This is a genomic window from Lachnospira multipara ATCC 19207 (assembly GCF_000424105.1).
Classification (GTDB): Bacteria; Bacillota; Clostridia; order Lachnospirales; family Lachnospiraceae; genus Lachnospira; species Lachnospira multipara.
The window spans coordinates 21,280-46,995 of the sequence record NZ_AUJG01000002.1 but is presented as its reverse complement, the minus strand read 5'-3'; the positions used below and the strand labels follow the sequence as shown (position 1 = coordinate 46,995).

At 34.1% G+C, this 25,716-nt stretch carries 29 protein-coding genes; 1 reads left to right on the top strand and 28 read right to left on the bottom strand.

What is annotated here, in order from left to right; all coding sequences use genetic code 11:
- Positions 1–120 precede the first annotated feature (120 nt).
- The 22 genes from metE to G600_RS0102590 all read right to left on the bottom strand — a co-directional run bounded on the left by metE (position 121) and on the right by G600_RS0102590 (position 21,013).
- Entirely contained in the window at positions 121–2,490 is a 2,370-nt protein-coding gene (gene metE, locus G600_RS13580) for a 5-methyltetrahydropteroyltriglutamate--homocysteine S-methyltransferase (RefSeq protein WP_051195333.1), read from the bottom strand.
- Positions 2,491–2,716: 226 nt separating this feature from the next.
- Positions 2,717–3,661: an NmrA family NAD(P)-binding protein gene (locus tag G600_RS0102695; RefSeq protein WP_027430553.1), complete on the bottom strand. Its 945-nt coding sequence runs from the start codon at positions 3,659–3,661 to the stop codon at positions 2,717–2,719.
- Positions 3,662–3,923: 262 nt separating this feature from the next.
- Positions 3,924–5,000 (bottom strand): alpha/beta fold hydrolase, encoded by a 1,077-nt coding sequence (locus tag G600_RS0102690; protein WP_027430552.1) that lies wholly within the window; start codon positions 4,998–5,000, stop codon positions 3,924–3,926.
- A gap of 75 nt (positions 5,001–5,075) precedes the next feature.
- Positions 5,076–6,005, bottom strand: a complete 930-nt coding sequence (locus G600_RS0102685) for a LysR family transcriptional regulator (protein WP_155885928.1) — start codon at positions 6,003–6,005, stop codon at positions 5,076–5,078.
- A 615-nt stretch (positions 6,006–6,620) separates the two neighbouring features.
- Positions 6,621–7,463 (bottom strand): hypothetical protein, encoded by an 843-nt coding sequence (locus G600_RS0102675; RefSeq protein WP_027430549.1) that lies wholly within the window; start codon positions 7,461–7,463, stop codon positions 6,621–6,623.
- 33 nt (positions 7,464–7,496) lie between these two features.
- Entirely contained in the window at positions 7,497–8,156 is a 660-nt protein-coding gene (locus tag G600_RS14910; protein WP_027430548.1) for a metal-dependent hydrolase, read from the bottom strand.
- A gap of 28 nt (positions 8,157–8,184) precedes the next feature.
- A complete protein-coding gene (locus G600_RS0102665) occupies positions 8,185–8,994 on the bottom strand; it encodes a carboxymuconolactone decarboxylase family protein (RefSeq protein ID WP_027430547.1) in 810 nt (269 codons plus the stop codon).
- Between the two features lie 7 nt (positions 8,995–9,001).
- Entirely contained in the window at positions 9,002–9,331 is a 330-nt protein-coding gene (locus G600_RS0102660) for a putative quinol monooxygenase (RefSeq protein ID WP_027430546.1), read from the bottom strand.
- 22 nt (positions 9,332–9,353) lie between these two features.
- On the bottom strand, positions 9,354–9,896 hold the full coding sequence (locus G600_RS0102655) for a flavin reductase family protein (protein ID WP_027430545.1): 543 nt from the start codon (positions 9,894–9,896) through the stop codon (positions 9,354–9,356).
- Positions 9,897–9,907: 11 nt separating this feature from the next.
- Positions 9,908–10,528 carry a TetR/AcrR family transcriptional regulator gene (locus G600_RS0102650; protein WP_027430544.1) on the bottom strand — a complete coding sequence of 207 codons (621 nt, stop codon included), beginning with the start codon at positions 10,526–10,528 and terminating at the stop codon, positions 9,908–9,910.
- Between the two features lie 86 nt (positions 10,529–10,614).
- Positions 10,615–11,028: an aldo/keto reductase gene (locus G600_RS0102645; RefSeq protein ID WP_027430543.1), complete on the bottom strand. Its 414-nt coding sequence runs from the start codon at positions 11,026–11,028 to the stop codon at positions 10,615–10,617.
- A gap of 194 nt (positions 11,029–11,222) precedes the next feature.
- Positions 11,223–11,900, bottom strand: coding sequence for a B3/B4 domain-containing protein (locus tag G600_RS0102640; protein WP_027430542.1), 678 nt, complete (start codon positions 11,898–11,900; stop codon positions 11,223–11,225).
- Positions 11,901–12,023: 123 nt separating this feature from the next.
- Positions 12,024–12,776: an amino acid ABC transporter ATP-binding protein gene (locus G600_RS0102635; RefSeq protein ID WP_027430541.1), complete on the bottom strand. Its 753-nt coding sequence runs from the start codon at positions 12,774–12,776 to the stop codon at positions 12,024–12,026.
- Positions 12,769–13,485 (bottom strand): amino acid ABC transporter permease, encoded by a 717-nt coding sequence (locus G600_RS13570; protein ID WP_051195332.1) that lies wholly within the window; start codon positions 13,483–13,485, stop codon positions 12,769–12,771. The genes G600_RS0102635 and G600_RS13570 overlap by 8 nt, the downstream gene beginning before the upstream one ends.
- A 4-nt stretch (positions 13,486–13,489) precedes the next feature.
- On the bottom strand, positions 13,490–14,191 hold the full coding sequence (locus tag G600_RS0102625) for an amino acid ABC transporter permease (protein ID WP_027430540.1): 702 nt from the start codon (positions 14,189–14,191) through the stop codon (positions 13,490–13,492).
- A gap of 2 nt (positions 14,192–14,193) precedes the next feature.
- Positions 14,194–15,045: a transporter substrate-binding domain-containing protein gene (locus G600_RS0102620; protein ID WP_051195331.1), complete on the bottom strand. Its 852-nt coding sequence runs from the start codon at positions 15,043–15,045 to the stop codon at positions 14,194–14,196.
- Between the two features lie 175 nt (positions 15,046–15,220).
- A complete protein-coding gene (locus G600_RS0102615) occupies positions 15,221–16,969 on the bottom strand; it encodes a 1-deoxy-D-xylulose-5-phosphate synthase (RefSeq protein ID WP_027430538.1) in 1,749 nt (582 codons plus the stop codon).
- A 46-nt stretch (positions 16,970–17,015) separates the two neighbouring features.
- On the bottom strand, positions 17,016–17,471 hold the full coding sequence (locus tag G600_RS0102610; protein ID WP_027430537.1) for a MerR family transcriptional regulator: 456 nt from the start codon (positions 17,469–17,471) through the stop codon (positions 17,016–17,018).
- Positions 17,472–17,626: 155 nt separating this feature from the next.
- Positions 17,627–18,769: an ATP-binding protein gene (locus G600_RS0102605; RefSeq protein WP_027430536.1), complete on the bottom strand. Its 1,143-nt coding sequence runs from the start codon at positions 18,767–18,769 to the stop codon at positions 17,627–17,629.
- Positions 18,770–18,956: 187 nt separating this feature from the next.
- Complete coding sequence (locus G600_RS0102600) at positions 18,957–19,310, bottom strand: hypothetical protein (protein WP_027430535.1); 354 nt, start codon at positions 19,308–19,310, stop codon at positions 18,957–18,959.
- 260 nt (positions 19,311–19,570) lie between these two features.
- Entirely contained in the window at positions 19,571–20,161 is a 591-nt protein-coding gene (locus G600_RS0102595) for a TetR/AcrR family transcriptional regulator (RefSeq protein ID WP_027430534.1), read from the bottom strand.
- Positions 20,162–20,218: 57 nt separating this feature from the next.
- The gene (locus G600_RS0102590; protein WP_027430533.1) at positions 20,219–21,013 is read right to left on the bottom strand and encodes a formyltransferase family protein; all 795 of its coding nucleotides are present in this window, start codon (positions 21,011–21,013) and stop codon (positions 20,219–20,221) included.
- 67 nt (positions 21,014–21,080) lie between these two features.
- Here G600_RS0102590 and G600_RS13565 point away from each other — a divergent pair, with 67 nt between their 5' ends.
- Positions 21,081–21,746 carry a LysR substrate-binding domain-containing protein gene (locus G600_RS13565; RefSeq protein WP_278244389.1) on the top strand — a complete coding sequence of 222 codons (666 nt, stop codon included), beginning with the start codon at positions 21,081–21,083 and terminating at the stop codon, positions 21,744–21,746.
- A 155-nt stretch (positions 21,747–21,901) separates the two neighbouring features.
- On the opposite strand, the gene G600_RS13560 is transcribed toward G600_RS13565, so the two are convergent.
- From G600_RS13560 to G600_RS0102555, 6 genes are all read right to left on the bottom strand, one after another.
- Entirely contained in the window at positions 21,902–22,375 is a 474-nt protein-coding gene (locus tag G600_RS13560) for a GNAT family N-acetyltransferase (RefSeq protein ID WP_051195330.1), read from the bottom strand.
- A 48-nt stretch (positions 22,376–22,423) separates the two neighbouring features.
- Positions 22,424–23,038: a DUF6088 family protein gene (locus G600_RS14905; RefSeq protein WP_051195329.1), complete on the bottom strand. Its 615-nt coding sequence runs from the start codon at positions 23,036–23,038 to the stop codon at positions 22,424–22,426.
- A gap of 263 nt (positions 23,039–23,301) precedes the next feature.
- Positions 23,302–24,114 carry a nitroreductase family protein gene (locus G600_RS0102570; protein ID WP_027430532.1) on the bottom strand — a complete coding sequence of 271 codons (813 nt, stop codon included), beginning with the start codon at positions 24,112–24,114 and terminating at the stop codon, positions 23,302–23,304.
- A gap of 63 nt (positions 24,115–24,177) precedes the next feature.
- Positions 24,178–24,588: a peptide deformylase gene (locus G600_RS0102565; protein WP_027430531.1), complete on the bottom strand. Its 411-nt coding sequence runs from the start codon at positions 24,586–24,588 to the stop codon at positions 24,178–24,180.
- Between the two features lie 59 nt (positions 24,589–24,647).
- Entirely contained in the window at positions 24,648–25,184 is a 537-nt protein-coding gene (locus tag G600_RS0102560) for a 2'-5' RNA ligase family protein (protein ID WP_027430530.1), read from the bottom strand.
- 28 nt (positions 25,185–25,212) lie between these two features.
- Positions 25,213–25,692 (bottom strand): YbaK/EbsC family protein, encoded by a 480-nt coding sequence (locus G600_RS0102555; protein ID WP_027430529.1) that lies wholly within the window; start codon positions 25,690–25,692, stop codon positions 25,213–25,215.
- Positions 25,693–25,716: the final 24 nt, after the last annotated feature.

The window sequence follows — 25,716 nt, the reverse complement described above, 5'->3', positions numbered from 1 at the left end:
TAATTTAATTATTTTTTGTAAAAATGTATCACCAGGGGGGGAGGAAAAAAGCTGGCGCCAGTTAGTGTTTATCCATATATAAATCTGGCGCCAAGGCTTATAAGTTATTATAAATTTATCTTAAGCGGACTTTACCTTGCTAGATTTCTGTCCATCTTCTGCTATCTGTCCTTCTGTCTCTCTTAACAACTTTGCTGCTGCTACTAAGTTTCTTAAACTCTCAACTGTCTCCTTCTCGCCTCGAGTCTTAAGGCCACAATCAGGATTAACCCAAAGTTTCTTACCATCAAGCTTAGATAACATTTTCTTTAAGGCATTAAAGATCTCATCGGTAAATGGCACACGAGGGCTGTGAATGTCGTAAACTCCAGGACCTACAGCTGTTTTAAAATTATTTTTACGAAGAGCATCTAAAATCACAAGATCAGAACGTGAAGCCTCAAAGCTGATAACATCTGCATCCATAGCATCAATAGCAGGGATAATGTCATTAAATTCGCTATAGCACATATGGGTATGAATCTGAGTTTCAGGCTTAACTCCACTTGTTACAAGTCTAAAGCTCTTAACTGCCCAATCAAGATACTCGCTATACCAATCAGACTTACGAAGAGGGAGCTTCTCACGGAGAGCAGCCTCATCAATTTGAATAATTTTAAGACCAGCAGCTTCAAGGTCTAAAACTTCGTCTCGAATTGCAAGGGCAATCTGATTTGTCATCTCTTCTTTGCTAATATCTTCACGCGGGAAAGACCAATTAAGAATAGTCACAGGGCCTGTAAGCATGCCCTTTACCTCTCTATTAGTGAGGGAATTTGAGTATCTTGACCAATCCACAGTGATAGCCTCTTTTCTGCTTACGTCACCCCAGATAATAGGTGGCTTCACGCAGCGGCTACCATAGGACTGAACCCATGCATTTTTTGTGAAAATGTATCCATCTAGGTGCTCACCAAAATACTCCACCATGTCGTTTCTTTCAAACTCACCATGGACAAGTACGTCTAGATCTAATTCTTCCTGAAGTTTTATGCAATCCTTAATCTTTTCCTTGATGAAATTCTTGTATGTCTCTTCGTTTATAAGACCCTGTCTGTAAAGCTTTCTATTCTCTCTAACCTCCTTAGTCTGTGGGAAAGAACCAATAGTTGTAGTTGGAAAATCCGGTAAGTTAAGGACTTCTCTTTGAATCTTAGCACGGTCATTAAACTCAGGGAGTCTAGTAAAATCCTCTTCCTTAATATTTGCTAGACGTTCCTTTACCTTAGGATTTACGCTGTTTACGCGGCCATTAAAGAGACTTTGGTTGTAGCTGTAGATGTCTTTTTTATTCAAAGCGGAGTTTAGATCTGTAAATGCTAAATCTAAAACAGTATTCTCTTTAAGCACTAATTCTAAAAGATTCTTTAGCTCGGCTAACTCCTTTAACTTTTCATAAGCAAATGAAAAATGTCTCTTATATTCAAAAGATAAATCATCTTCTGCCTCAAGAGTCAAAGGTACATGAAGCATTGAACAGCTTGTGTTAATTACAATTTCGGCCTCTGTGATTTTTAGTAAATTAGTGATTAGTTCTAGGCTTGTTTTGTAATTATTCTTCCAGATATTCTTGCCATTTACAATACCAGCAAAGAGTGTCTTATTCTTTGGAAAACCATAGTTTTTAACATAGTTAAAAGTCTTAACTCCCTCCACAAAATCAAGGCCGTAGGCATCAAAATCATACTTTAACAAATCCACATAGATATCCCTCACATCCCCAAAATATGTTTGGAGAAGTACTTTTAAATTATCCTTGTTAGCTAAAATCCTAGTGTAAATATTTTCAAAAAAATCTTTATCTTCTGATGTTAGGTCAGCTACAAGGGCTGGTTCTTCAAGGGAAAGATAGCTAATGTCCTGGCCCTTTAGCTCCTCAATTAAATCAAGATATGCCTTAAGCACTGGCTCGTAAAAGCTCTCAAGTCCCTTCTCTCCTGTAAATCTAACTAGCTTAAAAAATGTATAAGGACCAATAATATTTAGTTTTGGAGTAATTCCAAGACTATTTGCAAAACGAATTTCTTCAAGATACTTTTCACTATCAAGACTAATGCAGGTATCATCCTCGATTTCAGCCACGATATAGTGGTAATTTGTGTTAAACCACTTCTTCATGGCAAGTGCCTTAACACTTCTAGTCTCATCTTCAAAGCCTCTTGCCATAGCAAAATATGTGTCTATTTTATTCAAAGACAATTCCTTAAATCTTTTTGGAATTACATTAAAGCTGAAAGCTAAATCAAGGAAATTATCATAAAAAGAAAAATCATTTACGGAAATATAATCAATTCCTGTCGCTTTTTGACAAAGAAGATTTTCTTTTCTAATTTCCTTTGCGATGTCAAATAAGGCTTCTTTTGTAATTTCCTTTCTAAAATATTTTTCTGTTGCAAATTTTAACTCTCTATTCTTTCCAATTCTTGGGAAACCTATAACTGAACTCTTCATAAATTATCTCCTTTTAAATGTTTCTTTAAAGCTTTGCAAATCTTTATTATAAGAGGAGTATAATATCTAAAAAGCTTTAGGTAAAATACAAAAAAGAAGGGGTTTGTCATAAATTAAATTTATGACAAACCTCTTCTTTAGGTGTTATATCTATTTCTTATCATGAGATATAATTTTTATTTATTATTGTAAATTACAGATAATTAGCACATTTTCAAAGAAAATCTTAGGCATCCTTTGAATGTCTTTCACCAATTTGGAAATCATCGCAATGTTCAAACATATACTGAACTGTCATTGCATCAGAACCTGTAAGTTTCTTAAAATCATCTGTGAATGTATCCATCTTACCCTCACGAATAGCCTGAGCAAATGTAACCATACCCTCAGATGAGAATGGAGCCTCAGAACCCTTCTTAAACACTCCATCTGTAGTTCTTGGAACACCCATAGCATCGAAAACCTGGTAATTTTCTTCATCTGTAAGTTCCTTGTATGTAACTGAATTTCCTGTTACCTTGTTACCAATTTCAATAAATTCAGTAATAGTCATAAGTTCTGGACCATTAATATCAAGTGTTGCGCGAGTATACTCATCACCTCTAAATAAAGCATAAGCCACTGCCTTAGCGCAATCCTTTCTTGAAATGTAAGCCATCTTACCATCGCCCTGGCTGTTCTTTAAAACACCATCCCCATGAACATATGTAAAGTAGTTAGTAATCATTGCCTCAGCATATTGTGAATTTCTTAAGAAAATGTAATCAAGACCTACTTCCTTAACATAATTTTCAGTATAGATATGATCCTTCTTTTCTACTGATGGATTTGTTTCATCACCAGCATTTACAAGAGATGTGTAAACAATCTGCTTAACGCCAGCTGCCTTTGCTGCATCTACTACATTCTTGTGAGCATTCTGTCTCTTTACGCCAACGAATGGCATTGAGATAAGTGCAAGTCTATCTGCTCCCTTAAAAGCTTCCTCTAAACCTTCATAATTGTTAAAGTTAGCCTGACGAGTTTCAACACCCTGCTCTGCAAAAACCTTTAAAGCCTCCTCACTATAACCTACAAAGATTAAATCCTCTTTCTTAGCAAGACGAAGTAATACTCTTGCTGCCTCAGAACCTAAATTTCCATCTACACCTGTTAATAATAACTTTGCCATAATAAACCTCCTAAAATACAACTTAAATTAACTTTTTGTTTCGTTAATCTTATTTGTTAATTCTTTAACATTATGATAGTTATTTTTTTATCAAATGTCCAATTAGAAAAGTTTATAGGTCATAACAAAAACTTATGGGAGTCATCGCTCTTTTGCTACTGTAATTATTAAAGCACCACATATTATAAATCTGTATTTTTTAAACATTCTTTCCCCTCTTACATTATAAGTTTACTTTGCCACAGTAGTAATAATATTTTTACTATACGCTTTTTAAGAATTCCTTAACATCTTCGCAAAATTCTCTTGGCTGGGCATAATGAACATCATGACCACAATCCTTTATAATATACATTTTTTTCAATGGTGAATTAACTGCTTCATAATATTTAGAAACACTATCTAGCGGACAAACAAAGTCCTGCTCTCCAGAAATAAAACACACAGGCATTGAATAATCCAGTCTATCATAGGCATTAAAAGCCAAGGTATATTCAAAAAGTTCATGATTTAACATGACATATTTTTGTGTATCAGTCATCTGCTTCATAAACCATTTTAAATCTAATATTCCTGCAGACGGTGAAAAAAGTGCTCGTCCAAACTGGTCTGCTTTTTTAGTTACAGGATGATATTTATCACTTTCCTGTCTTAAGGCAATTAATGACATAATTCCCGGTTTATTACAATAATTTTCATAAGCTTTTTCAAGGTCTTTTGTATCCATATTAGATTCTTTAGCCTTTTTTAATGCATCTTCATAACTGTAAAGGTCTCCATCTTCTATAGAAATAAACTGGCCAACGCCAATGTATGCCTTTACTAAATCCTCATGGCTACTAGCATAAACACTGCCAAGAACTGTGCCATAAGAATGTCCCATAATTATTACACTATCCCGATTTAATTTATCACATACATATTTTACTAATGCATCTAAATCCTCTAAGGACTGACTAAAAGTTACAGTCTTATTTAATGGGTCAACCTTGGCATTTTTATAATAAGTTCTGCCACAACCTCTCTGATCCCAAGATACAACAGTATATTCATCAGTTAGATAATCTGAAAAGCAGTAATTCATGTAGCTATCAGCACCTCCTGGACCACCATGAAGATAGATAATTACTGGATTATTTCTATTTTCTCCCTTAATTGTTACAAATTGCTTTTGTCCATTTAATTCAATATAAGATGATTCGTTTACCCCATGCTTATACATGATTTTGTGATGCAAATAGTTGCAAGCCCTCATCACCATAACAAATAAAATTCCAAGTATTATAAATGCAGCAATAAAAATTGCAACTATTTTTAGTATTTTTTTAACTGTCTTCATCTATTTTATTTCCTTAGTTTAATATTCTTTAGAACTTGCCCTTGTAATTTCTCATTACTTTAATTATCAATCTAATTATATAAGTTCAAGAAATGCCTTTAAGGTCTGGTTTGTGTTCTCCTTTAGATAACAAGCTGCAATACAGTATTTATGGCTACTACCCTCAATCGGAATCATCCTTATAGAATCTCCAAAGTCAGATAGACTCTGGCTTTCCGGTGCAAATCCAATAAAACCATCTGTGATAATTGAAAACATCTCTGACTCAATGTCATCCACAGTTTTCTCAATCATAGGTTTAAATCCATCTTCTTTTACTCTCTCAAGCATCTTGTCATAGAGATTACCAATGACGTTTTTGCTTAGCATAATTAGTGGGTACTTGTAGAGTTCTTCGGTTGTGATTACATTTTTATCAAACAAATCATGGCCCTTTCCCACCACAGCCATGTAGCGGCCTTCTTTTAGAACCTTGAATTTCGTGTGCTTGTTCTCAATAAATTCCGTTGAAAATGAAACCACCAAATCGCAAAGTTCCTTTGTAATGTACTCATCCGCTTCCTTTAGGGTGATGCGATTTAGCTTTAGTTCCGCATCTGGATAGCTTTCCTTGAATCGAGAAACAATAGGTAGCAGAGCCTGAATGTCCACCGGCGAAGAGTAGGCAATGCGAAGGGCTGGCATACTTTCTGTCTTGATTCGATCCATTCGATCAAGCATGTACTCGTACTGTTTATATAAAATCTTGCTCTCCTCATAGAGGCTTGTACCTGCCGCTGTGGGCTTTATAGGAGTTTGGCTTCTATCAAAAAGTGAAAGACCAAACTGCTTTTCAAGGGAGCTGATAAACTGGCTTAGGGCCGCTTGGGATATGAAATTTTTCTTAGCTGTTTCTGTAAAATTTTTACACTCGTACAAATCGATGTAATACTTTAACTTATCTATATGCATAAAATCACCTTCCATCGTATTTCCATTGTACTCGTCCACTCTTTTGTTAGTCAATGGAGAATTTTCCTGGGGTAACTAATTCTCGGGGATTGCTATTTCACAACTTTTCGAAGAAAAATGTATGAACTTTTTTACGAATTCCCAATAAGGAATCAAAAATCTCTGAAAAACAGCCAATTTCCGGAAATATTCAGAGAATTCTTCCTTCGTAAAAAAATAAGGAACGCGAAATCTCTGAAAAACGAAGGTTTTTGCGGAATATTCAGAGAAATTCTTCATCTCAAAAAAATAAGGAATTCGAAATCTCTGAAAAATGAAAGATTTCTTGAAATATTCAGAGAATTCATCTCAAACAAAAGGGAATCGCTACTGAAAATCTCTGAAAAAATAAAGAAAGGAACGATTTTTCAGAGAATCTTCGTTCCTTAATAATTTCTTTATTCAATTTTCTCTGAAAAAATAAGAATATACCCGATTTTTCAGAGATTTGCTGATCCTTATATTTTGAAAGTCACTAAAATCTCTGAAAAATTGCCTAAAATATCGTATATTCAGAGCCATGTACTTCCTTATGTACAATTTCACCTACTTCATAGCTAGAACGAGAAATAAAATCTCTCTCACATCCTCATGAGGGTTGACTTTTGCAAGTCCAATTTTCACTATTCTTTACATTCCAAAGAAATACTGTGAAAAACTATTTGTCATAAAAATAGAAATGAAAATCAAAGCTAATAAAATCAAGAGAACAATTCTTTTAGTCTTATCTTTTATAGGACTATTTACATAAATCTTATTTCTATTAATTATATTATATATAACATTGATAACGATAACACAAAAAGCAGCTATCATAATGCTAAAGAAAATGCTTTCATAAAGGGCAAATGCTTTATAAGCCCCAATTGGAATGTAATCATCTATAAATGCATATAGATATAATAATCCTGACAAGGCATAAATTAAAATTGCAATCCTAGCAATTGGATAAGGCGACTTATAGCGACGCAACTCCGCCTCAGAAATCTCGCAAGAATCAGATGAAAGCCAATTTTTTAACGTATATAAAATCTCCGGCTGATAATTAGCACTCATAAGCTCAAGGGCCTGTCTTGTAATCTCCCTATTTTTAAGCAAGGCACCATTAATAGCAAGGGCCATCAAAACATTATTTTTGACCAAACCTGGCTTTTTTACATTTTTATATAAACTATAATAATTGAGGTTAAACTTCTCTTCTTCCGGCAATTTTTCTAGTTCTTTTTGTAATTTTGTTTCGTAAATAAATAAACATGAGCTTGCTAAAATAAAAGCCGCAAAAGCGATTATAACTAGCATTAAATTAACAGTCTTCACAAGTAAATATGAAAGAATTATAAAAACTATAAAAAAAATCATTAATATCGACTTATATTTTTTTAGCTTTGTTATTCTTTTAGCCATAATGACTCCAGGGCTGTCAGGCCTGTATTCATCAATATTTACGTTGCTGTCATTAAAAATATTCTCCATATTTTTTCCTCTTTCCTTTGTGCATGTCTATGTTTATAAGCACGCCTTTATTATACTCTCAACAATTAGAATAATCACGCTAAAAATTAATAAATTCAAACTAAATCTACTCTTCGAATAACAAAGCCTAAAGCTAAAGCCCCTTTTCTTCGGGTACATAAGCATTACTGGCCTGTAATTTAGTAAGTCTAGCCCTATGTGGGAAAGATATCCAACCAGGAAGAAGCCTGCTGCCATCGGATTTATTAGTGCTATTGAAAATGTAAACAAAGCCGTCCCCATAAGCGAATGACTGAAAGTTCTGTGATCCGTTTTATTTGAAAATGCGCAAAGACCGATAAACAGTGCAAAACCCATAATGGCTCTAATTAGAAAGGCTATGTAGCTCCAACTTATTGTACTCTTGGCTACTGTGCTAGATGTCAGACTCATAAGAGATGTTCGTTTTAAACAAACAAAAATTTCCGGCATACAAACAAGCCCGGCAAGCACTGGCACTATGGCCAGTGTAGCCGAGATTCCCATAATGATGTATTTTGTTTCCTTCTTACCTGTTCCATCAATATCTATATCCGGAATTATAGCGCCTATGCTAGTAGCGCAAAGCCCAAGTACTGTGATTTCCGTCGGTGCCGCCAAAGTTAATGTAAGCCCTAGGCAAGCGCCAACTGCAAGGTGAGTATTGGTTTGCATATGGATACTCCTAACATTAATTTACAAATTATTTATTGTAAGCTTCATTAACTTTTCTATAATCTTCTTCTGAAACTGCCTCTAACCACTCATTGCTTGTGTCCTCGCCTTCAACTTCAATTGCTAAATGTGAGAACCAAGAATTATCTACTGCACCATGCCAATGTTTCACTTCAGCAGGAATATTTACCACAGTTCCAGGTGTCATTAACACTGGCTCTTTGCCCCATTCCTGATAAAAGCCCTTACCACCTACACAAACTAACATCTGACCACCTGCGCTTTTGGCATGATGAATGTGCCAATGATTTCTACATCCTGGTTCAAAAGTTACATTAAACATAGGAACCTGCTTATCTGAAACTTGAGCTAAGAAGCTTTGTCCATCAAAAAATTTTCCATAAGGATTAGGCTCTCCAACTGGGAAGAAGATTGATTTTTCATAAGACTCTTTAGTTTGCACCAAATTCTCTTCTGTCTCGCCCTTAACTTCCTTAGCCAAGCTTTCTACATCCTCGCCATAAACTTCCTTAACCAAATTAAAAACTGCCCAAGCCTTTGGCCAGCCGGCATAAAAAGCTACGTGAGTTACTATAGCTACCATTTCCTTTCGTGTAACGCCATGATTCTTTGCATTTTCAAGATGGTACTTTAAGCTGCTATCTGTGATTCCTTGAGCCATTAGGGCAACCACTGTAATTACTGTCCTAGTCTTTAAATCGATGTCATGATTGTTCCAGTTCTCACCAAATAATACATCATCGTTAAAATGTGCAAATTCCGGAGCAATCTCTCCTAGTTGTTGTCTACCTGCTGTCTGAACTATTTTCTCTTCCATATTTTACCTACTTTCTTATAAATGCTTTATCTTTTTCTGAAATTTCTTCATCTGAAACAAAACGCTCCACGCTCATATGAAGGTCGTATTTTTCACGGAGGGCGGCGATAGTTGCCATCATTGGTGAGGCATGATGAATATCAATAGCCTCCTGGCTCTCCCAACTATCTATTAAAAGCACGGTCTCTGGATCATCAAAAGATGTGTAATATTCATATCTTAAGTTGCCAGCCTCGTTTCTAATAGCCTCAACTGTACCAGAACTGATCATTTCCTTTGCAAATGCAGTGGCTGCGCCATTTTCTCCCTTGTACCTTAAATTTACTGTAATGCTCATATTCTACCTCCTTACACCAATCCTACTTATTCATCTTTGCGCAATCTCCAACCTTGTCACCAGTTACAAAATATTCATAAGTTGGGAATTCAAAAAGTACTGGCTTAAATACATGATAATCAATTTTTCCTGCTTCATTAAGAATTGACTCATCTGCATAAGTTGCAAGGATTTTTCCAATGAAGTTATCAAAGCCCTCAAGCTCGTAATTGTAATCCATTTCACATTCAATAGAAATCTTAGCTGCATTTATTAATGGAGCTCCATTTTCACCAATTGTATAATCGAAAACCTCAGACTTATCTTCCTTGTTTCCACTAACAACGCCCATTCTATCAGCTTCTTTTAACCACGACTCATCTACTACATTTACAGAAAACTTCTTATTATCACGAATACCTTTGTTAGTATAATGAGCACTAACCATGGAAACCATTAAATGGCTGTGTGCCACTGTGCCAGCGTGGGCAACTAATGTCCAATTTGGCTTTCCCTCTACCATTGAACCTACTACAATAACTGGTGCTGGATATAATGCTAACTGTGCTCCTATATTTTTCTTCATAATTTTACTCCTTATTCTAATAATAACTTTAAAAATGTATAAATCAACTCATAAATTGTCACTTTCACATAGTCTAATTCCACCTTATCCATAGCTAAAAGTTGCTTCTTTGTTGGATAAGCATATGGGTAAACCCCGTACATGTATGGGAAAAAGGCATATCTAATCTCATTTCTTTTATCTTCCTTTATTTTAGGAAAATGTTTCTTTAAACAATCGTTAAATAAAGCAACACTATCTTTAAATACTCTTTTATATTCAACAAGCAGCTCATCACGACTCTTTTCCTCGATTTCATAGAGATTCATTGCAGAAATCTTTAAAAGCGTCTTTCTCTCATCTAAAGATTTTGCTATTTTTTCTATAAATTGCTCCTTAGTTAGTACATTTTCATATGCACTAATAACTTTCAAACTAGAATTCCACTTGAGGTATTCTCTAGTTAAAATTCCAAGAAAAATCTCCTCTTTAGTCTGAAAATAATTATAAATCGAGGGACGTGAAAAGGAAGTTTCTATACTTATATCCTTAATTGTAATCTCATGAAAGCCTTTAGTTTCATAAAGTCTTTCGCATGCATCCATAATCTCTTCTCGTCTTTTATCGATTGTCTCTTTTAATTCAACTGCCATAATTAATCTCCCATCTTTTACTTATTCTAAGAATAATAAATTGTTGACAGCGTGTCAATCTATGAGTAAAAAAATATGTTACTTAATTATTCCATCTTCTTTTCCCACATTCTTACAAGGTCAAAATTTAAGCTATCTGCTAGATCCTCTAAATCCTTAATATCATCCTCTGATAGGGAAATGTTCATAGCCTTTAAGACATCATCTACATGTTCAACTTTAGTTACACCAATAATAGGTAATGTACCCTTTGCAATTGCCCAAGCAACTGGAATCTGTGCAGGAGATACCTTATCAAGACCTTTTAAAAAATGTCCCAAGGTCTTCTCAGAAGTTCCCATTCCATATACATATGCTGTATCCCAAAGATTAAGTCCGTTCTCCATAGCTCTTTCAAAAACCGGCTTAAGGCTATTAATACTTAATTCATCTCCAAAAGTACCATCATTACCCCAAGCCCATGCACCAAGTGCGATCTTAGCTAATTTTGTTTCTTTCATATTAATTCCTTTCTTAAATGTATGGCAAAAGTTTTTGTTGACACTGTGTCAACCACAATTTAAATATACAACTTAATTGACACCGTGTCAACTGTTTTTCAAAAAAATTTTTGAACCTGCGCGCATTAGAATGCCTTCGGCATCTGCGCGAGGCTACATGGCAATTTCTAGAAGAAATTGCCACACCTACAAAGTTAAATCACCTTCGGTATTACCACTTCACCTTCGCCACCACAGTATTTTGTAGTAATATCTATAATTTTATTAGCCACTTCTATAAGATAATTATCATCTGTTGCTTCATTACCCTGCACGATATAGAATACATTTTTAGTATTCTCATTAACTGCGGTTTTTGAAACCTGACGGATTTCGCATCGGCAAAGCACCTCATTGGAATCGTCGCAATAACTATACTCATGAGGTGCACTAAGACCAGCTTCAGATTGACCAAGTGGTTGATATTTTTCTGTGCCATCAGTAAAACGCAATGTTACATTTCCATCAACATGATCTATATCATGAGCACCTAAGGCAAGTTTTGATTCAAGAGAAATAATATTATAAATATCTACAAGCTTATTAATGTAAAATAAATCCTTGTTCTTTTTAAGCAACTTTATAAGATTTTCACTAGCTGGAATATTCTTTCTTCTCTTAACACCAACCTTGTCATGAATAATATTAAAGCCTTCAAGAATCGGATCTTGATGCACATCTAAATTCTCATATTTTTTTAGAAGCTCCTCAATCTTTTCCTGTCTGAGTTTTTGCCACTCTTTTGAATCCTTGCTGTTATCCACCCCTTTAATTACTGGGAAAACTATTTTAACGCCGCTATCTAGTACGGCTTTCTCAACGTAAAATTTCATATATTTTCTCTCCTTCCCTTTATCTTTAAGAAAATTATATCTTTATGAAAATTATATCACTAGGCGCGAGGGCAAGGTTCTAGTAAATTTTTATGGCTAGCTATAGGTTGGCAAGACTACTCATCAGATATAATACATATCTTTTTGTAAAATGCGTGCTAAAAACTTCTTTGTTCTTTCTTCTTTAGGTTTATAGAAAACCTCGTCTGGCGCTCCCTCTTCCACTACGACGCCTCCATCCATAAAGATGACTCTATCTGCCACTTCCTGGGCAAAAGACATTTCATGAGTTACGATTATCATAGTGATGCCCTTCTTTGCCACCTTTTTTATAACAGACAAAGTCTCCCCAACAAGTTCAGGATCAAGGGCTGAAGTTGGTTCATCAAATAATATAAACTTAGGATTTAGTGCCACCGCTCTTGCAATTCCCACTCTTTGTTGCTGACCACCTGATAATTGTGAAGGATAGTAATCCGCCTTATCCTTTAGGCCAACCCACTCAAGACTATCAAGTGCAATCTTTCTTGCCTCCTCTTTAGAGCGCTTTTGCACTACTACTAAACCTTCCATTATATTTTGAAGTGCGGTCTTATTATTAAACAATCCATAATTTTGAAAGACAAATGCGCTGTTTCTTCTAATATCTAGTATCTGCTTTTTCTTTGCCCTCTTTAAATCTATCTCCTCTTCATCAAATTTTAAAATACCAGCATCTGCTCTCTCTAAAAAATTTATACATCTAAGAAATGTTGTCTTTCCAGAGCCACTAGGCCCAAGTAAAACCACCACCTCTCCATCATTTACACTTAAAGAAACATCGTGTAAAACCTCGTTGTTTCCAAATTTCTTTTTTACATTTTTTAATTCAATCATAATTCCAAACCTCTTTATTATTCTTTGAAGAAAATTTAATTACAAAATGTCCAATATTTTCAATTACAATTCCTATAATCCAGTAAAGCGCTGCTGCTGCAAGATATCCTTCTAAATAGCTATAGGTCTCCTGACATGGGTACAGAGCTGCTACCATTACTTCTGTAATTCCTATAGTTGATACCAGATTGGTTCCCTTTAAAATACCAATCAAGTTATTAAGTAAGCCAGGAATCATGTTTGGAATCATTTGAGGGAAAATAATATTTCTAAAGGTCTGAAGTTTAGTTAATCCTATAGAATATCCTGCTTCAAATTGAGTCTTGTCTATACTTCTTAAATTACCTCTTACAGTTTCGCTTAAATTGCATGAATAACCCGCAATTAAAGCAATATAAGCTACAAATATAGGGTTAATATCACTTATTTGCTTATTTATATGAAAGAAATTAGCAAAGTCGTTATAACATGTAAGAAAGATTAAATTATAAAGAACTAATGCAACTGTAACTGGCAATCCCAAATATATAGTTACAAATATGGAAAAGAATTTTGAAAAAAAAGGAATTTTATAAAATCTTACAGCACCAATTATTGTTCCTATAATAAAACTCACTACAAATGTAACAAGCATAATCTTAATCGTAACTGGGACATACAAAAGAGCCTGTTTAAATGAAGTCACAAAATAACTAAAATTAAACCCCATCTAATCACCTTCTTCCATATTGAAATTTCTTCTCTAATAGATAAAATAAAGCTTTTAAAATCAAGCTTATAATGATATAAATTATGGCTACAACAACAAAGCCCTCAAGTGTATGTCCTGTAGAAACTCCCAATGTCCTTGCTCTAGACATCATATCAAGCACTCCTAACGTAAAAGCTAGTGCTGTATTATGAAAAACGCCAATAAGGTCAACGCCATATTGCGGAATAGCTACATTAATAGCCTGTGGTAATACGATTCGAAATAAAATTTGCAATCTTGTCATACCAATTGACAATCCAGCTTCTGTTTGAACTGTTGGAACTGAAAGAATAGCTCCCCTAAAAATCTCTCCAAGAAAGGCAGCTTCATTTAGAATAAAAGCAATAATTACAAAGACTATAGCGTCTAATCTATTAAGATTTATTCCAAAGGCATTATAAATAAGATTTCCAAAAACAATTGGAATACCATAGTAAGCTACACACATTTGCACAAGTAATGGTGTACCTCTCATATAAGAAATAAAGACAATTAAAATCTGCTCAATAACAGGTATCTTTTTTAATCGAAGTATGGCAACTGCTATGGCACAAATTGTGCCAATTAGCATTGCCCAAAAAACCATTTTGAAATTTACTAATACATAGGGAGTTATCTGACCTATTCTTACTAAGAATCTATCAAAACTAAAATAATCTCCCATATTTACTCACTTTCTGTTACATCATAACCAACCCACTTAATTGCAAGTTCAGATAATGTACCATTTTCCTTTAAAGTTTTTAACGCTCCGTCAATAGCTTCTTTTAATTCATCATTTCCCTGCTTATATAAATAATATGTCTGAGAATTATTAACAGGTTCGCCAACAGCCTTTATCCAATCATTACCATCATCACTATAGTTTGAATTTAACTTAGCTATATCACTCTTCTTTGAAACAGTTGCTCTATCGGCGCCATTTTTAAGTGCTGCAACAACTTCCTCATCTGTACTGCTATCAGAATTAACAATTATGATTTCCTTGCCTGGATGATCCGCATTCCACTTCTTTAAAATCTGAGTAGTGGCAGAAGTTGCACCACCAGCTCGAACTCTTTGTCCTGCCAAATCTTCTAATCCATTAATTTCATTATCATCAGATAAAACCGAAATGTATGTAATATATGATGTATATGATTCATCTGAGAATAGATACTTTGAAGCTCTTTCATCTGTATATTCATATTGATGCGCAGCTACATCTATCTTTCCAGAATCTAGAGATAATAAAATCTGATCAAATGCCATGCTCTTATATTCAAATTCATATTGTGGAAGCAATTCATCAATTGCTGCTAACACATCATATTCATACCCTACTGCATTACCGTTCTCATCAATATAGCAATATGGGTTATAAGAATTACCTGAACCTATAACAATCTTTTTCACATCACTTGCTTCTGACTTTGTAGAGCATCCTGTAAGTACTCCTGGTAAAAGTGTAAGTGTTAGTCCTAATGCTGTCACCTTTCTTAATAATGATTTTTTCTTAAAATTTTCTCTTTTAAACATTTTCCTCTTCTCCTTTCGACTAAAAAAATAGAGGTAAGCTAAAATTAACTTACCTCTGGTTTTCCAGTCAGCACTGTAGTTAGCTATCTTCTATTGATGAAAATGTTAACATACTTATGTGGTTGGAACAATTATATAAAATTTATTGTTTATTATAGTTTTTGCTTATCGCTAACTATCTTAAGCTATCTATAATCTGACTAGTTGTCATCTCTAATTCTTTTAGAAGTTCCTCTGGATTATAACGATCATAGAATTCCTTTTTTAATCCGTAATTCTTAACCTTCATATCACTAGTTCCGTAGTATGATGCTATCTTTTGGCCAAAGCCGCCTTCTATGATACCATCTTCTAATGTAATAACAAGCAAATGTTCCTTTTTAAGTTCTTCTAACATTTCCTCATCAAGTCCAGAAGCAAAGCGAGGATTTATAAGTGTTGGTGCGTAACCAAACTTTGCATTAATTTCCTTTGCCAATTCTTCACCACGTTGATAGAAATCTCCAAGGGCAATAATAGCAGTCTTTTCACCCTTTTGTTCCATCTTAAACTTATTAATATCTGAAAAATCTACATCTGCACTACGATGACTAACTTCATTACCTGGAATAAGAATCATTACAGGATGTTGTCTCTGGTTTGTTGACCATTCTAGCATATTTACATATTCCTCTGCCGATGTTGGTGCAAGTACCACAAGATTTGGAATGTTAGTAAATACAGAAAGTCCAAAAATTCCTAAATGAGTCACATCTGTTAATCCATCAAATGAAGAATAATTCATTACCATTGTTACAGGGTTATTATTAATACATAAATCCTGTGAAATCTGATCATATGATCTTTGAATGAATGTCATATTTGTAACTAATAATGGCTTTGCTCCATTTTTTGCAGCGCCAGATGCAATTGCAACAGCTGCTTCTTCAGCAATTCCAACATCTAGGTATTGATCTTTAAGTTCTAATCTTTGCTCTATAGATAAACCAATTGCTCCAGGCATGGCAGGTGTTATAACAAAGAACTCCTTATCTTTCTTAGCTTTATCCATAATGAAATCAACTGTCATTTCTGTATAAGACTTAACATTTCCAAAGTCAAATGTAGGCTTTCCCGTCTCTCTATCAAATGGCAAAGTCCAATGCCAATTTTCCTTATTTTTTTCAGCAAGTTCATATCCCTTACCTTTTTGAGTATGAATATGTACTACAATAGGATGCTTGCAATCCTTAACCTTTTTAAAGACTTCAATCATCTTTGAGATGTCATTTCCATCTTCTTCATAAATGTAATCAAGTCCATAAGCTTTAAAAATGTTATTGCTAGACTTTCCATTTGAAATACGGAGTTCTTTAAGATTTTCATACATTCCACCATGATTTTCTGCAATAGCCATCTCATTATCATTAACAACAATAATAAAATTAGAATCCATATCTCCAGCAACATTAAGAGCTTCCATAGCTTCTCCGCCTGAAAGAGAACCATCACCAATAACTGCGATTACATTTTCATTATCATGCTTTAAATCACGAGCTTTTGCTAAACCTAGGGCAAGAGCTATTGAAGTTGATGTATGACCTACATTAAAGAAGTCATGTTCACTTTCATTTGGATTAGTATAGCCTGAATCTTCAAGAAAATGTTCATCATCAATATATCCATTTCTACGTCCTGTTAGCATCTTATGAGGATAACTCTGATGGGAAACATCAAATACAAACTTATCCTTTGGGGAATTAAAAACATAATGCATTGCAATTGTTGCTTCTACCATACCAAAGTTTGGGCCAAAGTGACCTCCTATCTTAGTAAGTCTATTAAAAAGTGCTTCACGCATTTCATTTGCTAATAATTTTAATTCATCCTGTGAAAGTTTCTTAACATCATCAGGACCATCTATTTTCTTTAATAATTCGTACATTTGATTCCTTTCTTAAAGCAAATATATATCTACTTTATCCAATTTTTTAGTTATTTGTAAAATCTAACTCATCATCCAACTTAGGAATTCTATCCGGTTCCATTGAAGCATAATGTATATTACTTTTAACAACCTCTTCAGAACCGTATTTTATTGCAGTTTGATAATACCAATCCTTATAATCTAATTCCTGCATATAATAATTTAATTGATCAATTTGCTTTTGCACATTTTCTCTTTGCTCTTTAATCAATTCGTAGCGTTCTTCTAAAGTCTCATCACCTAATTGAGCTAGTTGAACATATTTCTTGATTTTATTAATTGGCATACCTGTATTCTTAAGGCAACTAAGCACCCTAAGCCATCCAAAATCTTTGTCTTCAAAAATACGTATACCATTAACTCGCTTAACATCTGGCAATAAGTCTTCTTTGTCATAATATCTAAGGGCTGAAGGCTTAATTCCCATCATCTTGGCTACTTCTGAGATTGTATAAGACATATTCGCTCCTCCTTATATTTATCAGCTGATAAAAGTATAATAACACTTAAAGTTAACTTTAAGTCAAATATAATTTATATTTTTTCTAAAAAAAAAATTGCACCGACTAAGTTAAAAAAGACGACACAAAGTAAATTTTTTGTGTCGTCTTTTCTTTAATATTCATCCAAAAAATTATGGCGAATACCATTTTGTTTATATTCAATTACTGTATCAATATTAACATTTTCAACGCTTCTAAAGATATTAGCTTCTACAAATGGATTTGTTTCCTTTAATTTTGCAATAAGCTTCTTGGTTTCTAAACGCTTTGATGATGTTGTACCATCCACATGACATGTTGTACATGTATCTGTAAAATGACAGGCACATTGTAAGAAATGTAAGTCATTATAATCTCTCCAGGAACAAATATCCTTTTCTCTAATTAGATAAAGTGGTCTAATTAGCTCCATTCCCTCAAAATTAGTACTATGAAGCTTTGGCATCATAGTTTGAATCTGACCACCATGAAGCATACCCATAAGAATTGTCTCAATTACATCATCATAGTGATGACCAAGGGCAATCTTATTGCAGCCCAATTCCTTAGCCTTACTATATAAATGGCCACGTCTCATTCTAGCGCAAAGATAACATGGGCTTTTATCAATATTATCAACTGTATCAAAGATATCACTTTCAAAAATAGTAATAGGAATTCCAAGGGCTTTTGCATTGCTTTCGATTAATGCACGATTTTCCTCATTATAGCCTGGATCCATAACTAAGAAAGTAAGTTTGAAACTTTTTTGTTTATGTCTTTGTATTTCCTGGAATAACTTTGCCATAAGCATTGAGTCTTTACCGCCAGAAATACATACTGCAATATGATCTCCATCTTCAATAAGCTGATAGTTTTTACAAGCTTTAGCAAAAGGTGAGAATAACTGTTTATGATACTTTTTTCTAATGCTTTCCTCTGCCTTCTTTGTTTTAGCTTTTATATCACTATCGCTTTTAACTTTGCTTCGAACATAACCTACATAACCTTCTGCTAGGCTATAACATTCTCTATCAGCTAAACATCCAATTGAATCATCAATATCACGTGACATTCTTCCAATTTCACAATAGAATACAAGCTTCTTTGATTTATCAATCTTGTCGATTTTATCAGTATCTAATAAATCACCGATTTCAATATGTAATGCTCCATCTATCATTCCATAAGCAATTAAACCATCATCTCTAATATCGATTAATTCATAAGAATCCCTATCTAATTTATTCAATTCTTCTCTTGTTATTTCTTCCATAAATAATCCTTTTCATTCTAATCAATTTAAGGTTTATCCGGAAAAATCATTTGTAATGCTTATATCGTCAAGACTCGCTCGCGAGTCTTGCGCGCCGGATTATCGCCTTGTAAAAGATTATATGACAAGCCAATTACTTATGCAAATGTAATCAACTGTGATAAGGAAAAGCTATAGCTGACCGTTTTTATTCTTCTGTAATTTCTTTAGCAAGTTCCAAGATTTCATATGCATACATTGACTTACCTTTTTGAAGAAGCTTTAAATAAAGCGGATAGTTAATGATGCAAATTGCAATTCCAACAATTCCAAGAATAATACCAAAAATCATTGCTACAATGCCTGTTGCAAGTACTCCCATGGCATAACACATTCCTGTTCCAAAAATCAAAGTTCCTATTATACCTACCGATAAAGCTGTAATAAATGCTGGCTTTTTTGCTTTATCATCAAGCTTCTTAAGCTGACGCACCTTGCTTGTTTCCTTTGGCATATAATCCTTTGCTACACTTTCTGCATATACTTTGTCTAAATTATTCATCTTATTTTTCCTCCATTTTACATAGATTTCCGTATATAATTTCTTATTAGCTCCCTGTCTTGAGCTTGAGATAATTATAGGTTAACCTAAATATAAAAAGAACAACACTTTTCTTAAAATGTGTCGATTTTGAGACTTAAAGTCCCAACACAATTTATGAAAAGTGTTGTATTTTGATTTAGATATAAAAAAACTGAGTATAGTTTGTCATAACCCCCACCTACGCTAACGCTTAGAGGTGGGGGATTTCTCCGACTGAGTTAATCATCTTTTCTAGTACTTGGAATGCATTTTTGAATTATACTAATAATTGTTTCCTTTGACTCTTTACAATCTCTAGCAAGCCATTCATTAATTATGCCAATAATACCTTTCAAATAAAAAATCATAATAAACGGCTGATCTTCTTGTGATACGCCAAACCTGGTTAGTATTGGTCCAAAAATTTCTTTAAACCATTTCTCATAAGTTTTCTCAGCACCCATCATCTCATTCTTTTCATACATTATAAAAAAGAGCTTACGATTGTCCTCCACGAATTCTAAATAAGGCATCAAATAATTAGGTGTAACTAAAATTAATTCTTCATCTGACTTTTCTTTCAAATTGATTTCCTTATTTCCATCAGCAGAAAACCTACTAAAGAAATCTTTGTAAACTGCCTCTATAGTCTCCTTTAAAAGGTCATATGAATTATCATAATGAAGATAAAATGTTGATCTGTTTACTCCTGCTAGTTCACAAATCTCCTTAACAGTAATCAATTCAAAATCTTTCTTATTTAGTAAAGTAATAAGGGCATTATGCATCTTTTCAGCTGATTTAAAATACTTGCTATCGTTTTTATTCATAGTTCACGTCTCCTATATTTATTATAGTATAGGGATTTAGTTCTTCTAAATCATATCTTAAATAATATATGGATTCTTCAATAAATCCAAATCTCTATTTTTTAATTTTACCATAACTTCCTCTGGTGATAATAAATTTTCAAGATAATCTTTAGCAACTTCATCTGTAAAATCAGTACTTCTACTATAACGATATTCCTTTGTTTTATCCTGCTTTATAGGTTCATATTTATAAATGTCCTTATTTGCAATTCTTTCAACTAATGAATCCTGTGCAACCTTTACAGATTTCATACCTAATACAAATGGATCTAGTGCTTCTGCTTTCGGAAGAGCATGATAAAGCATACATCCAGAATCTAAACCTTTGCTAAGTAAATGAATTGTTGCTCCAACAAGTTCAGGATGTCCATCGTATGCTGCCCAAAAATTACAAGAACTGCCCCTATAATATGGGCTTATACCCATATGAATATTAATTGCCTTATGAGCAACCAAAAAATCTATAAGCCATCCTTTTATGTAACTTGCTCCAAAAACAACATAAATATCAGAATCTAATGCTGGTTTTAGTACATCTTCTGATAAACTATTTAAATCCCCAGATTTTATAGCAAGATGTGAAACATTCCCCGAGATAAAACTTACCTTACCAAACACTTCGGTTTCTGCATCCCTAACTCGCTTAAAGTAAGTATTCATTACATCCGAATTATCAAAAAAATCCTTTACTTTTCCAGGAAACACAGTATTACATTCTTGAATTGCATATACCCTATCAGCAATCTTAGATAAAGAATTAATAAGACCTATATGTCTTGGTTGATTACTTGTAAATACTGATATTTTCATTTGCCGCCTCCACTTTAATATATAAAAAATTATATCATATATTTACTCATATTAATATGTTGATGCTCTGGAACTTACAAACTTCCAGTTTCCATTTTCTTTTCTAAGAGTAAAGTCGCCCTGCAATCTCCAGCTTCCTTATATAATTCTGCAATTTTTTCTTCCTGAAGCAATCAAGGAATTTGAAAAACAATCACCTGGCACTCAAATCACTCCAAGATTCCAATACACTAATAGCATGGATAGCTTTCTCAAAAATGAATCCGATGTTGTATTTGCCCTTGAAGAACAGACAAAACAGCTTGCAGGAACCAACGTCCACAAGCTGTTTGAAAGTCATATTTATTTAATTTGTGATAAAAATGATCCTCTTTCATCTAAAAATCTTATTACTGATGAAGACATTTATGGTCGTACACTTATGGTAGGTGGCGGCTCACCCTCCCTTCTTCGATCAGTTCAGCAAAAGCTTATTTCATCAGGAAAAATTAACTATTTTAACAGTCCAGATCATGACACAACGCTAACTAACATCGCCTCAGGTAAAGGTATATGCCTTGCTCCCGGCTTTCTTAACGACCACAGTGGACAGTTTTCATGGATTCCTTATGACTGTAAGGAAACTTTTTCATGTGTACTCTGCACACATAAGGCGGACAAGCGTGACAGCCTAAGTTCTTTTATTAGAATTTTACAGAAACTCTACAATGATGCCATTGCTTTTCCTCTGTAAAAAACACCCTTCCAAACTATTCTAGATATAGTTCAAGGACGTCCACCACAATTCGGATTAATTAAATACAATCTATTTTTTTGTAATTTACAAATATATATATATCATTTTGCTTTCGTCAGATAATTTATATCATCTATCTGACGAAAACAAAATTACACACCTTTTTCCATCACGCAAACACCAGATTCCTTCTCGCCCCAAGTCAATCTATCATGTCGTGTTTTTACAAATCCCATTTTCTCCCAAAAAGGCAGGACATTTCCTTCATAATCATCCACAACATCTATTCTAATAGTTTTGCCACCGGCTTTAGCTACTAGATTTTCAAAAAAAGCGTAAATTCTTCGCCCCAATCCAATAGACTGTTTGCTTGCCTCAAGCATCAACATTGATAGATAAACGAAGCCATCTTTTCTTTGCATATAATCAATAATCGCAACCGGTTCCTCGTCTAGCATCACAAAATTACTAGTAAAACCATGCTCCGTCATTTCTTTTAATTCATTTCTAAGAAAATCCTCTGTAACCATACTCGTTCCAAGATGATTCTTTAGAAAATGTGCATTAGAATTATAAATTTCTAATGCCTTTTTTATGTCTATTTCCCTAATTTGCTGTAATTCCACTCTAATTTTTAGTTCACCAACTTTCTAAAAAACTTAATGCCTGACTTTTTATATCAGAATTTCTTTTATTTTCGTAGATACCCAATCATCTAAATTATCTACTTCTTTTAAAATCTGCCATTTGATAACATCTGATTTTTCGAAATCAAATGTATTGCTAATTCTATTCTGAACTTTCTCGTCTATATTATCTTCTCCAATAAATTTAAGAGCCTCATACAAACTTATAGTTTCAAAACTTTTGCCTTCAAAAACCTTATTAGATCGATGTTTAAATTGCAGCACATAATGTGCAACTTCGTATTTACGATTGGGGCCATCACTTATAAATGTCCAATGGTTTGTATATTTTACACCAACGCCAACATACCTTGCTGCCTTCGAATCGGAAAGGCCAATTCTCCAACTAAATTTCCTAGCTAAGGCTTTAGCCACTTCAACCGGATCAGGTGGTGCAATGTCGTCAATGTCCACGTATGGATCAGCTTTTTCATAAACACCTTTAATGACTCTTCTAATTGTTCCAAGTTCATTTAATCTAGATAATGCCTTATTCGCAGCATCAACACTTGCAAAATCCAAAAAATCAGCAGCTGTAAACGCATGACCATAATTAAATTTACGAATTTTATCTTCAATTATAGGCTGACAAAAATCTCTCATAATAGCCTCCTTTCGTCAGATAAATTATATCATCTATCTGACGAAACTGAAACTAAATAGTTTTTTATAGAACTTTCTAATCTAGTACAATTTTTGCAGCAGAAAAATTCAAGTCTGAGACTTTATTAAGTCGAATTTGGAATTAATAATAAATTGCAATAAATTTATAACTAATCCAAATCACAAAAAGCCCCGAAAGGGCAAGAATTTTCTTGTCATTTCGGGGTTTTATAAAAGTAAAAGAGACATAAATTTAATAATATTTACTTCCAAGCGTAACTTGCAATATATTCTGTGTTAGCCCCTATTTCAAGTCCCGGATCAGATATCCTAATCTCTGCTTTCTTTCCTAATTCCTCTAAGCCCCTAGAAAAATTATAAAGAGCAATTCCTAAATCCACTTTCTGAAGATCATATTTACCATTATCATAGCCCTTATCCTTTTTCTCATAGAAATGCGCTACATTTCCTGACACAACAATTCTCCAAGGCTGCTTATTTACTGCCGATGGAGCAAGGCGAACTGCCTCAAGGGCCTCATAAATTCCAAGTTCTTTAGCCCTGTCCTCATCTAAGGCCTTATTAAAGTCCTCTTCAAAAAAGAGCTTAGTAAATGGAAAACGTGTATCAGCCTTAATGCCCTTACGCATCAAAACTTCCTTCACTCCCATCTTCTTCGAAACCACGCCAATAGGACTAATGCATGGCATAAGCTCACCATCAGTAATTCCTGCTGCCTTCTCAAACTTCTCCCTTGGCATAGTTCCGCCAATCATAACTGTACCAAGTCCCTTGCTTTGAGCATACATAAGTAAATTTTGAAAGCTGTAACCAAAGGCTAAATCTGCATTTTTCACCGCCTTAATCTTAGTTAAAATGTATTCCTTCTCACCAGTAATCACAGGAGAAGAAAGACCATACTCCTTGGCATTAAGAAAAAGAAATTCCACAGGAATATCGAAAGGATTTGTAATTGTTTTAGAATAGTTCTCTAAATCCTTAAGTAACTCTTCTTTAACACCCTCACCATTGAAACTTCTTACACTACGTCTATTTTTTACATCATCAAAAAACATAATAAACACCTCCTAATTAATTTTACACTATCTAGTTGTGCAAAATCAATCCTGAATTATGTTCTAAATCAATTCCCCGCTAAAATGCTGAATTTCATGCTGGATAATCTGAGCTGTAAAGCCTGTGTATTTCCCGTGTTTAGGTTTAAAATTCTGATCAAAATAATCCACTTCAATCTCCCTATATCTAGTGCATGGTCTCTCCCCGTCCAAAGACAAGCAACTCTCCATAGTCTCATATCTTCCGCTCTTAGCTGTAATTACAGGATTGACCATTGGAAAAATAAAAGGACCAGCAGCAACAACTATAATTTGCTTTTTGACTCCAATCATATTGGCAGCCATGCCAACGCATCTATCTAAATTAGCTTTTAATGTATCCATCAAATCTACGATAACCTCTGTATCAGCCTCAGTAGCCAGCTCTGACTTCTGTTGTAAAAACAATGGATCTCTAACTATCTTCTTAACCATTCTCATACTCCTTTTTTATAATAATCTATAACAAGTGTTTGCAATAGTATATATATTTTTTATACGAGCAAATTCACACTTCTAACATCTTCATGAGGATTGACCTTTTCAAGTCCAATTTTTACAATTTTTCCATTTAGACTTCTAAAATCCTGCATAACCTCAACGCCCCTTAACATTTGCTCACTAATTAAAGTTTTTCCAATAGTAATATGCGGCAACCAAGAATAAGGCTTATAATAGCTACTTATCTTAACTCCTGGCAAATCCTTAAAAGCCTCATAAACACGTGCCTGCAAGTCAAATAAATACTCATTAATATAAGGTGCAAGATAAAGTACACGAGGCATAAGCTGCCCCACCGTAACTATTGAAATCTCACCAGACTTAAGTTTAGTGTTATCTTGCAAAGTAAGTTCCTCAAAATTTGGAATCAACTCTTCCACCGTCCTTGCCTCAAGGGCTAAAAGAGTTAGATGTGCTGGCACTTTGTTAGCTATGTAAAAATCATTACCCGAAGCTAACGCCACTTTTTTTATATAATCCTCTAAGATTTTATTACTTGTTTCATCAAAATATGCAGAAACTAAATACATTATAATAACCTCTCATTATAATTCTTTATTAATTATCTTCTCCCCAGCCTTTGCATATATCTACCCAGCCTTCCGCGCCAGATGCCTTTTCTAACTCAGCCGGCGTTAGCTTTACGGATGTAAATTCATTACCACCTGCCGGATGAACATATTCGAATCGCTTCATAGAAACATCCAACCAAATTGGAATATCTTCCGGTACCGCAAATGGGCAAACGCCACCAGGCTGGAAGCCTGTAATTTCCTTAACTTTATCGCGTGGAATCATATGTGGCTTTGTATGAAAATATGATTTAAACTTAGAACTATTAACCTTTCCATCTCCAGCCATGACAACAACTACTGGCTTTTCATCCACCACAAAAGACAATGTCTTTGCAATCTCTGGCTCACTACATCCAATCTGTTGTGCCGCATGCTCCACAGTATCAATAGTTTCTGTATGTTCTGTAAGTCTGTCACCTAGAGCCTTCTCATCAAGAAATGCCTTCACCTTCTCATTAATCATCATCCTGCCTCCATTTTCAACTAA

Coding starts and splice junctions, on each gene's coding strand:
- metE (WP_051195333.1), bottom strand. CDS start 2,490: ATGAAGAGTTCAGTTATAGGTTTCCCAAGAATTGGAAAGAATAGAGAG.
- G600_RS0102695 (WP_027430553.1), bottom strand. CDS start 3,661: ATGGCAAAGTTATTATTAACAGGTGTAGATGGAAATTTAGGTTCTGAG.
- G600_RS0102690 (WP_027430552.1), bottom strand. CDS start 5,000: ATGAAGACAGTTAAAAAAATACTAAAAATAGTTGCAATTTTTATTGCT.
- G600_RS0102675 (WP_027430549.1), bottom strand. CDS start 7,463: ATGGAGAATATTTTTAATGACAGCAACGTAAATATTGATGAATACAGG.
- G600_RS14910 (WP_027430548.1), bottom strand. CDS start 8,156: ATGCAAACCAATACTCACCTTGCAGTTGGCGCTTGCCTAGGGCTTACA.
- G600_RS0102665 (WP_027430547.1), bottom strand. CDS start 8,994: ATGGAAGAGAAAATAGTTCAGACAGCAGGTAGACAACAACTAGGAGAG.
- G600_RS0102660 (WP_027430546.1), bottom strand. CDS start 9,331: ATGAGCATTACAGTAAATTTAAGGTACAAGGGAGAAAATGGCGCAGCC.
- G600_RS0102655 (WP_027430545.1), bottom strand. CDS start 9,896: ATGAAGAAAAATATAGGAGCACAGTTAGCATTATATCCAGCACCAGTT.
- G600_RS0102650 (WP_027430544.1), bottom strand. CDS start 10,528: ATGGCAGTTGAATTAAAAGAGACAATCGATAAAAGACGAGAAGAGATT.
- G600_RS0102645 (WP_027430543.1), bottom strand. CDS start 11,028: ATGAAAGAAACAAAATTAGCTAAGATCGCACTTGGTGCATGGGCTTGG.
- G600_RS0102640 (WP_027430542.1), bottom strand. CDS start 11,900: ATGAAATTTTACGTTGAGAAAGCCGTACTAGATAGCGGCGTTAAAATA.
- G600_RS0102635 (WP_027430541.1), bottom strand. CDS start 12,776: ATGATTGAATTAAAAAATGTAAAAAAGAAATTTGGAAACAACGAGGTT.
- G600_RS13570 (WP_051195332.1), bottom strand. CDS start 13,485: ATGGGGTTTAATTTTAGTTATTTTGTGACTTCATTTAAACAGGCTCTT.
- G600_RS0102625 (WP_027430540.1), bottom strand. CDS start 14,191: ATGGGAGATTATTTTAGTTTTGATAGATTCTTAGTAAGAATAGGTCAG.
- G600_RS0102620 (WP_051195331.1), bottom strand. CDS start 15,045: ATGTTTAAAAGAGAAAATTTTAAGAAAAAATCATTATTAAGAAAGGTG.
- G600_RS0102615 (WP_027430538.1), bottom strand. CDS start 16,969: ATGTACGAATTATTAAAGAAAATAGATGGTCCTGATGATGTTAAGAAA.
- G600_RS0102610 (WP_027430537.1), bottom strand. CDS start 17,471: ATGTCTTATACAATCTCAGAAGTAGCCAAGATGATGGGAATTAAGCCT.
- G600_RS0102605 (WP_027430536.1), bottom strand. CDS start 18,769: ATGGAAGAAATAACAAGAGAAGAATTGAATAAATTAGATAGGGATTCT.
- G600_RS0102600 (WP_027430535.1), bottom strand. CDS start 19,310: ATGAATAATTTAGACAAAGTATATGCAGAAAGTGTAGCAAAGGATTAT.
- G600_RS0102595 (WP_027430534.1), bottom strand. CDS start 20,161: ATGAATAAAAACGATAGCAAGTATTTTAAATCAGCTGAAAAGATGCAT.
- G600_RS0102590 (WP_027430533.1), bottom strand. CDS start 21,013: ATGAAAATATCAGTATTTACAAGTAATCAACCAAGACATATAGGTCTT.
- G600_RS14905 (WP_051195329.1), bottom strand. CDS start 23,038: ATGAGAGATTTTTGTCAGCCTATAATTGAAGATAAAATTCGTAAATTT.
- G600_RS0102570 (WP_027430532.1), bottom strand. CDS start 24,114: ATGTTTTTTGATGATGTAAAAAATAGACGTAGTGTAAGAAGTTTCAAT.
- G600_RS0102565 (WP_027430531.1), bottom strand. CDS start 24,588: ATGGTTAAGAAGATAGTTAGAGATCCATTGTTTTTACAACAGAAGTCA.
- G600_RS0102560 (WP_027430530.1), bottom strand. CDS start 25,184: ATGTATTTAGTTTCTGCATATTTTGATGAAACAAGTAATAAAATCTTA.
- G600_RS0102555 (WP_027430529.1), bottom strand. CDS start 25,692: ATGATTAATGAGAAGGTGAAGGCATTTCTTGATGAGAAGGCTCTAGGT.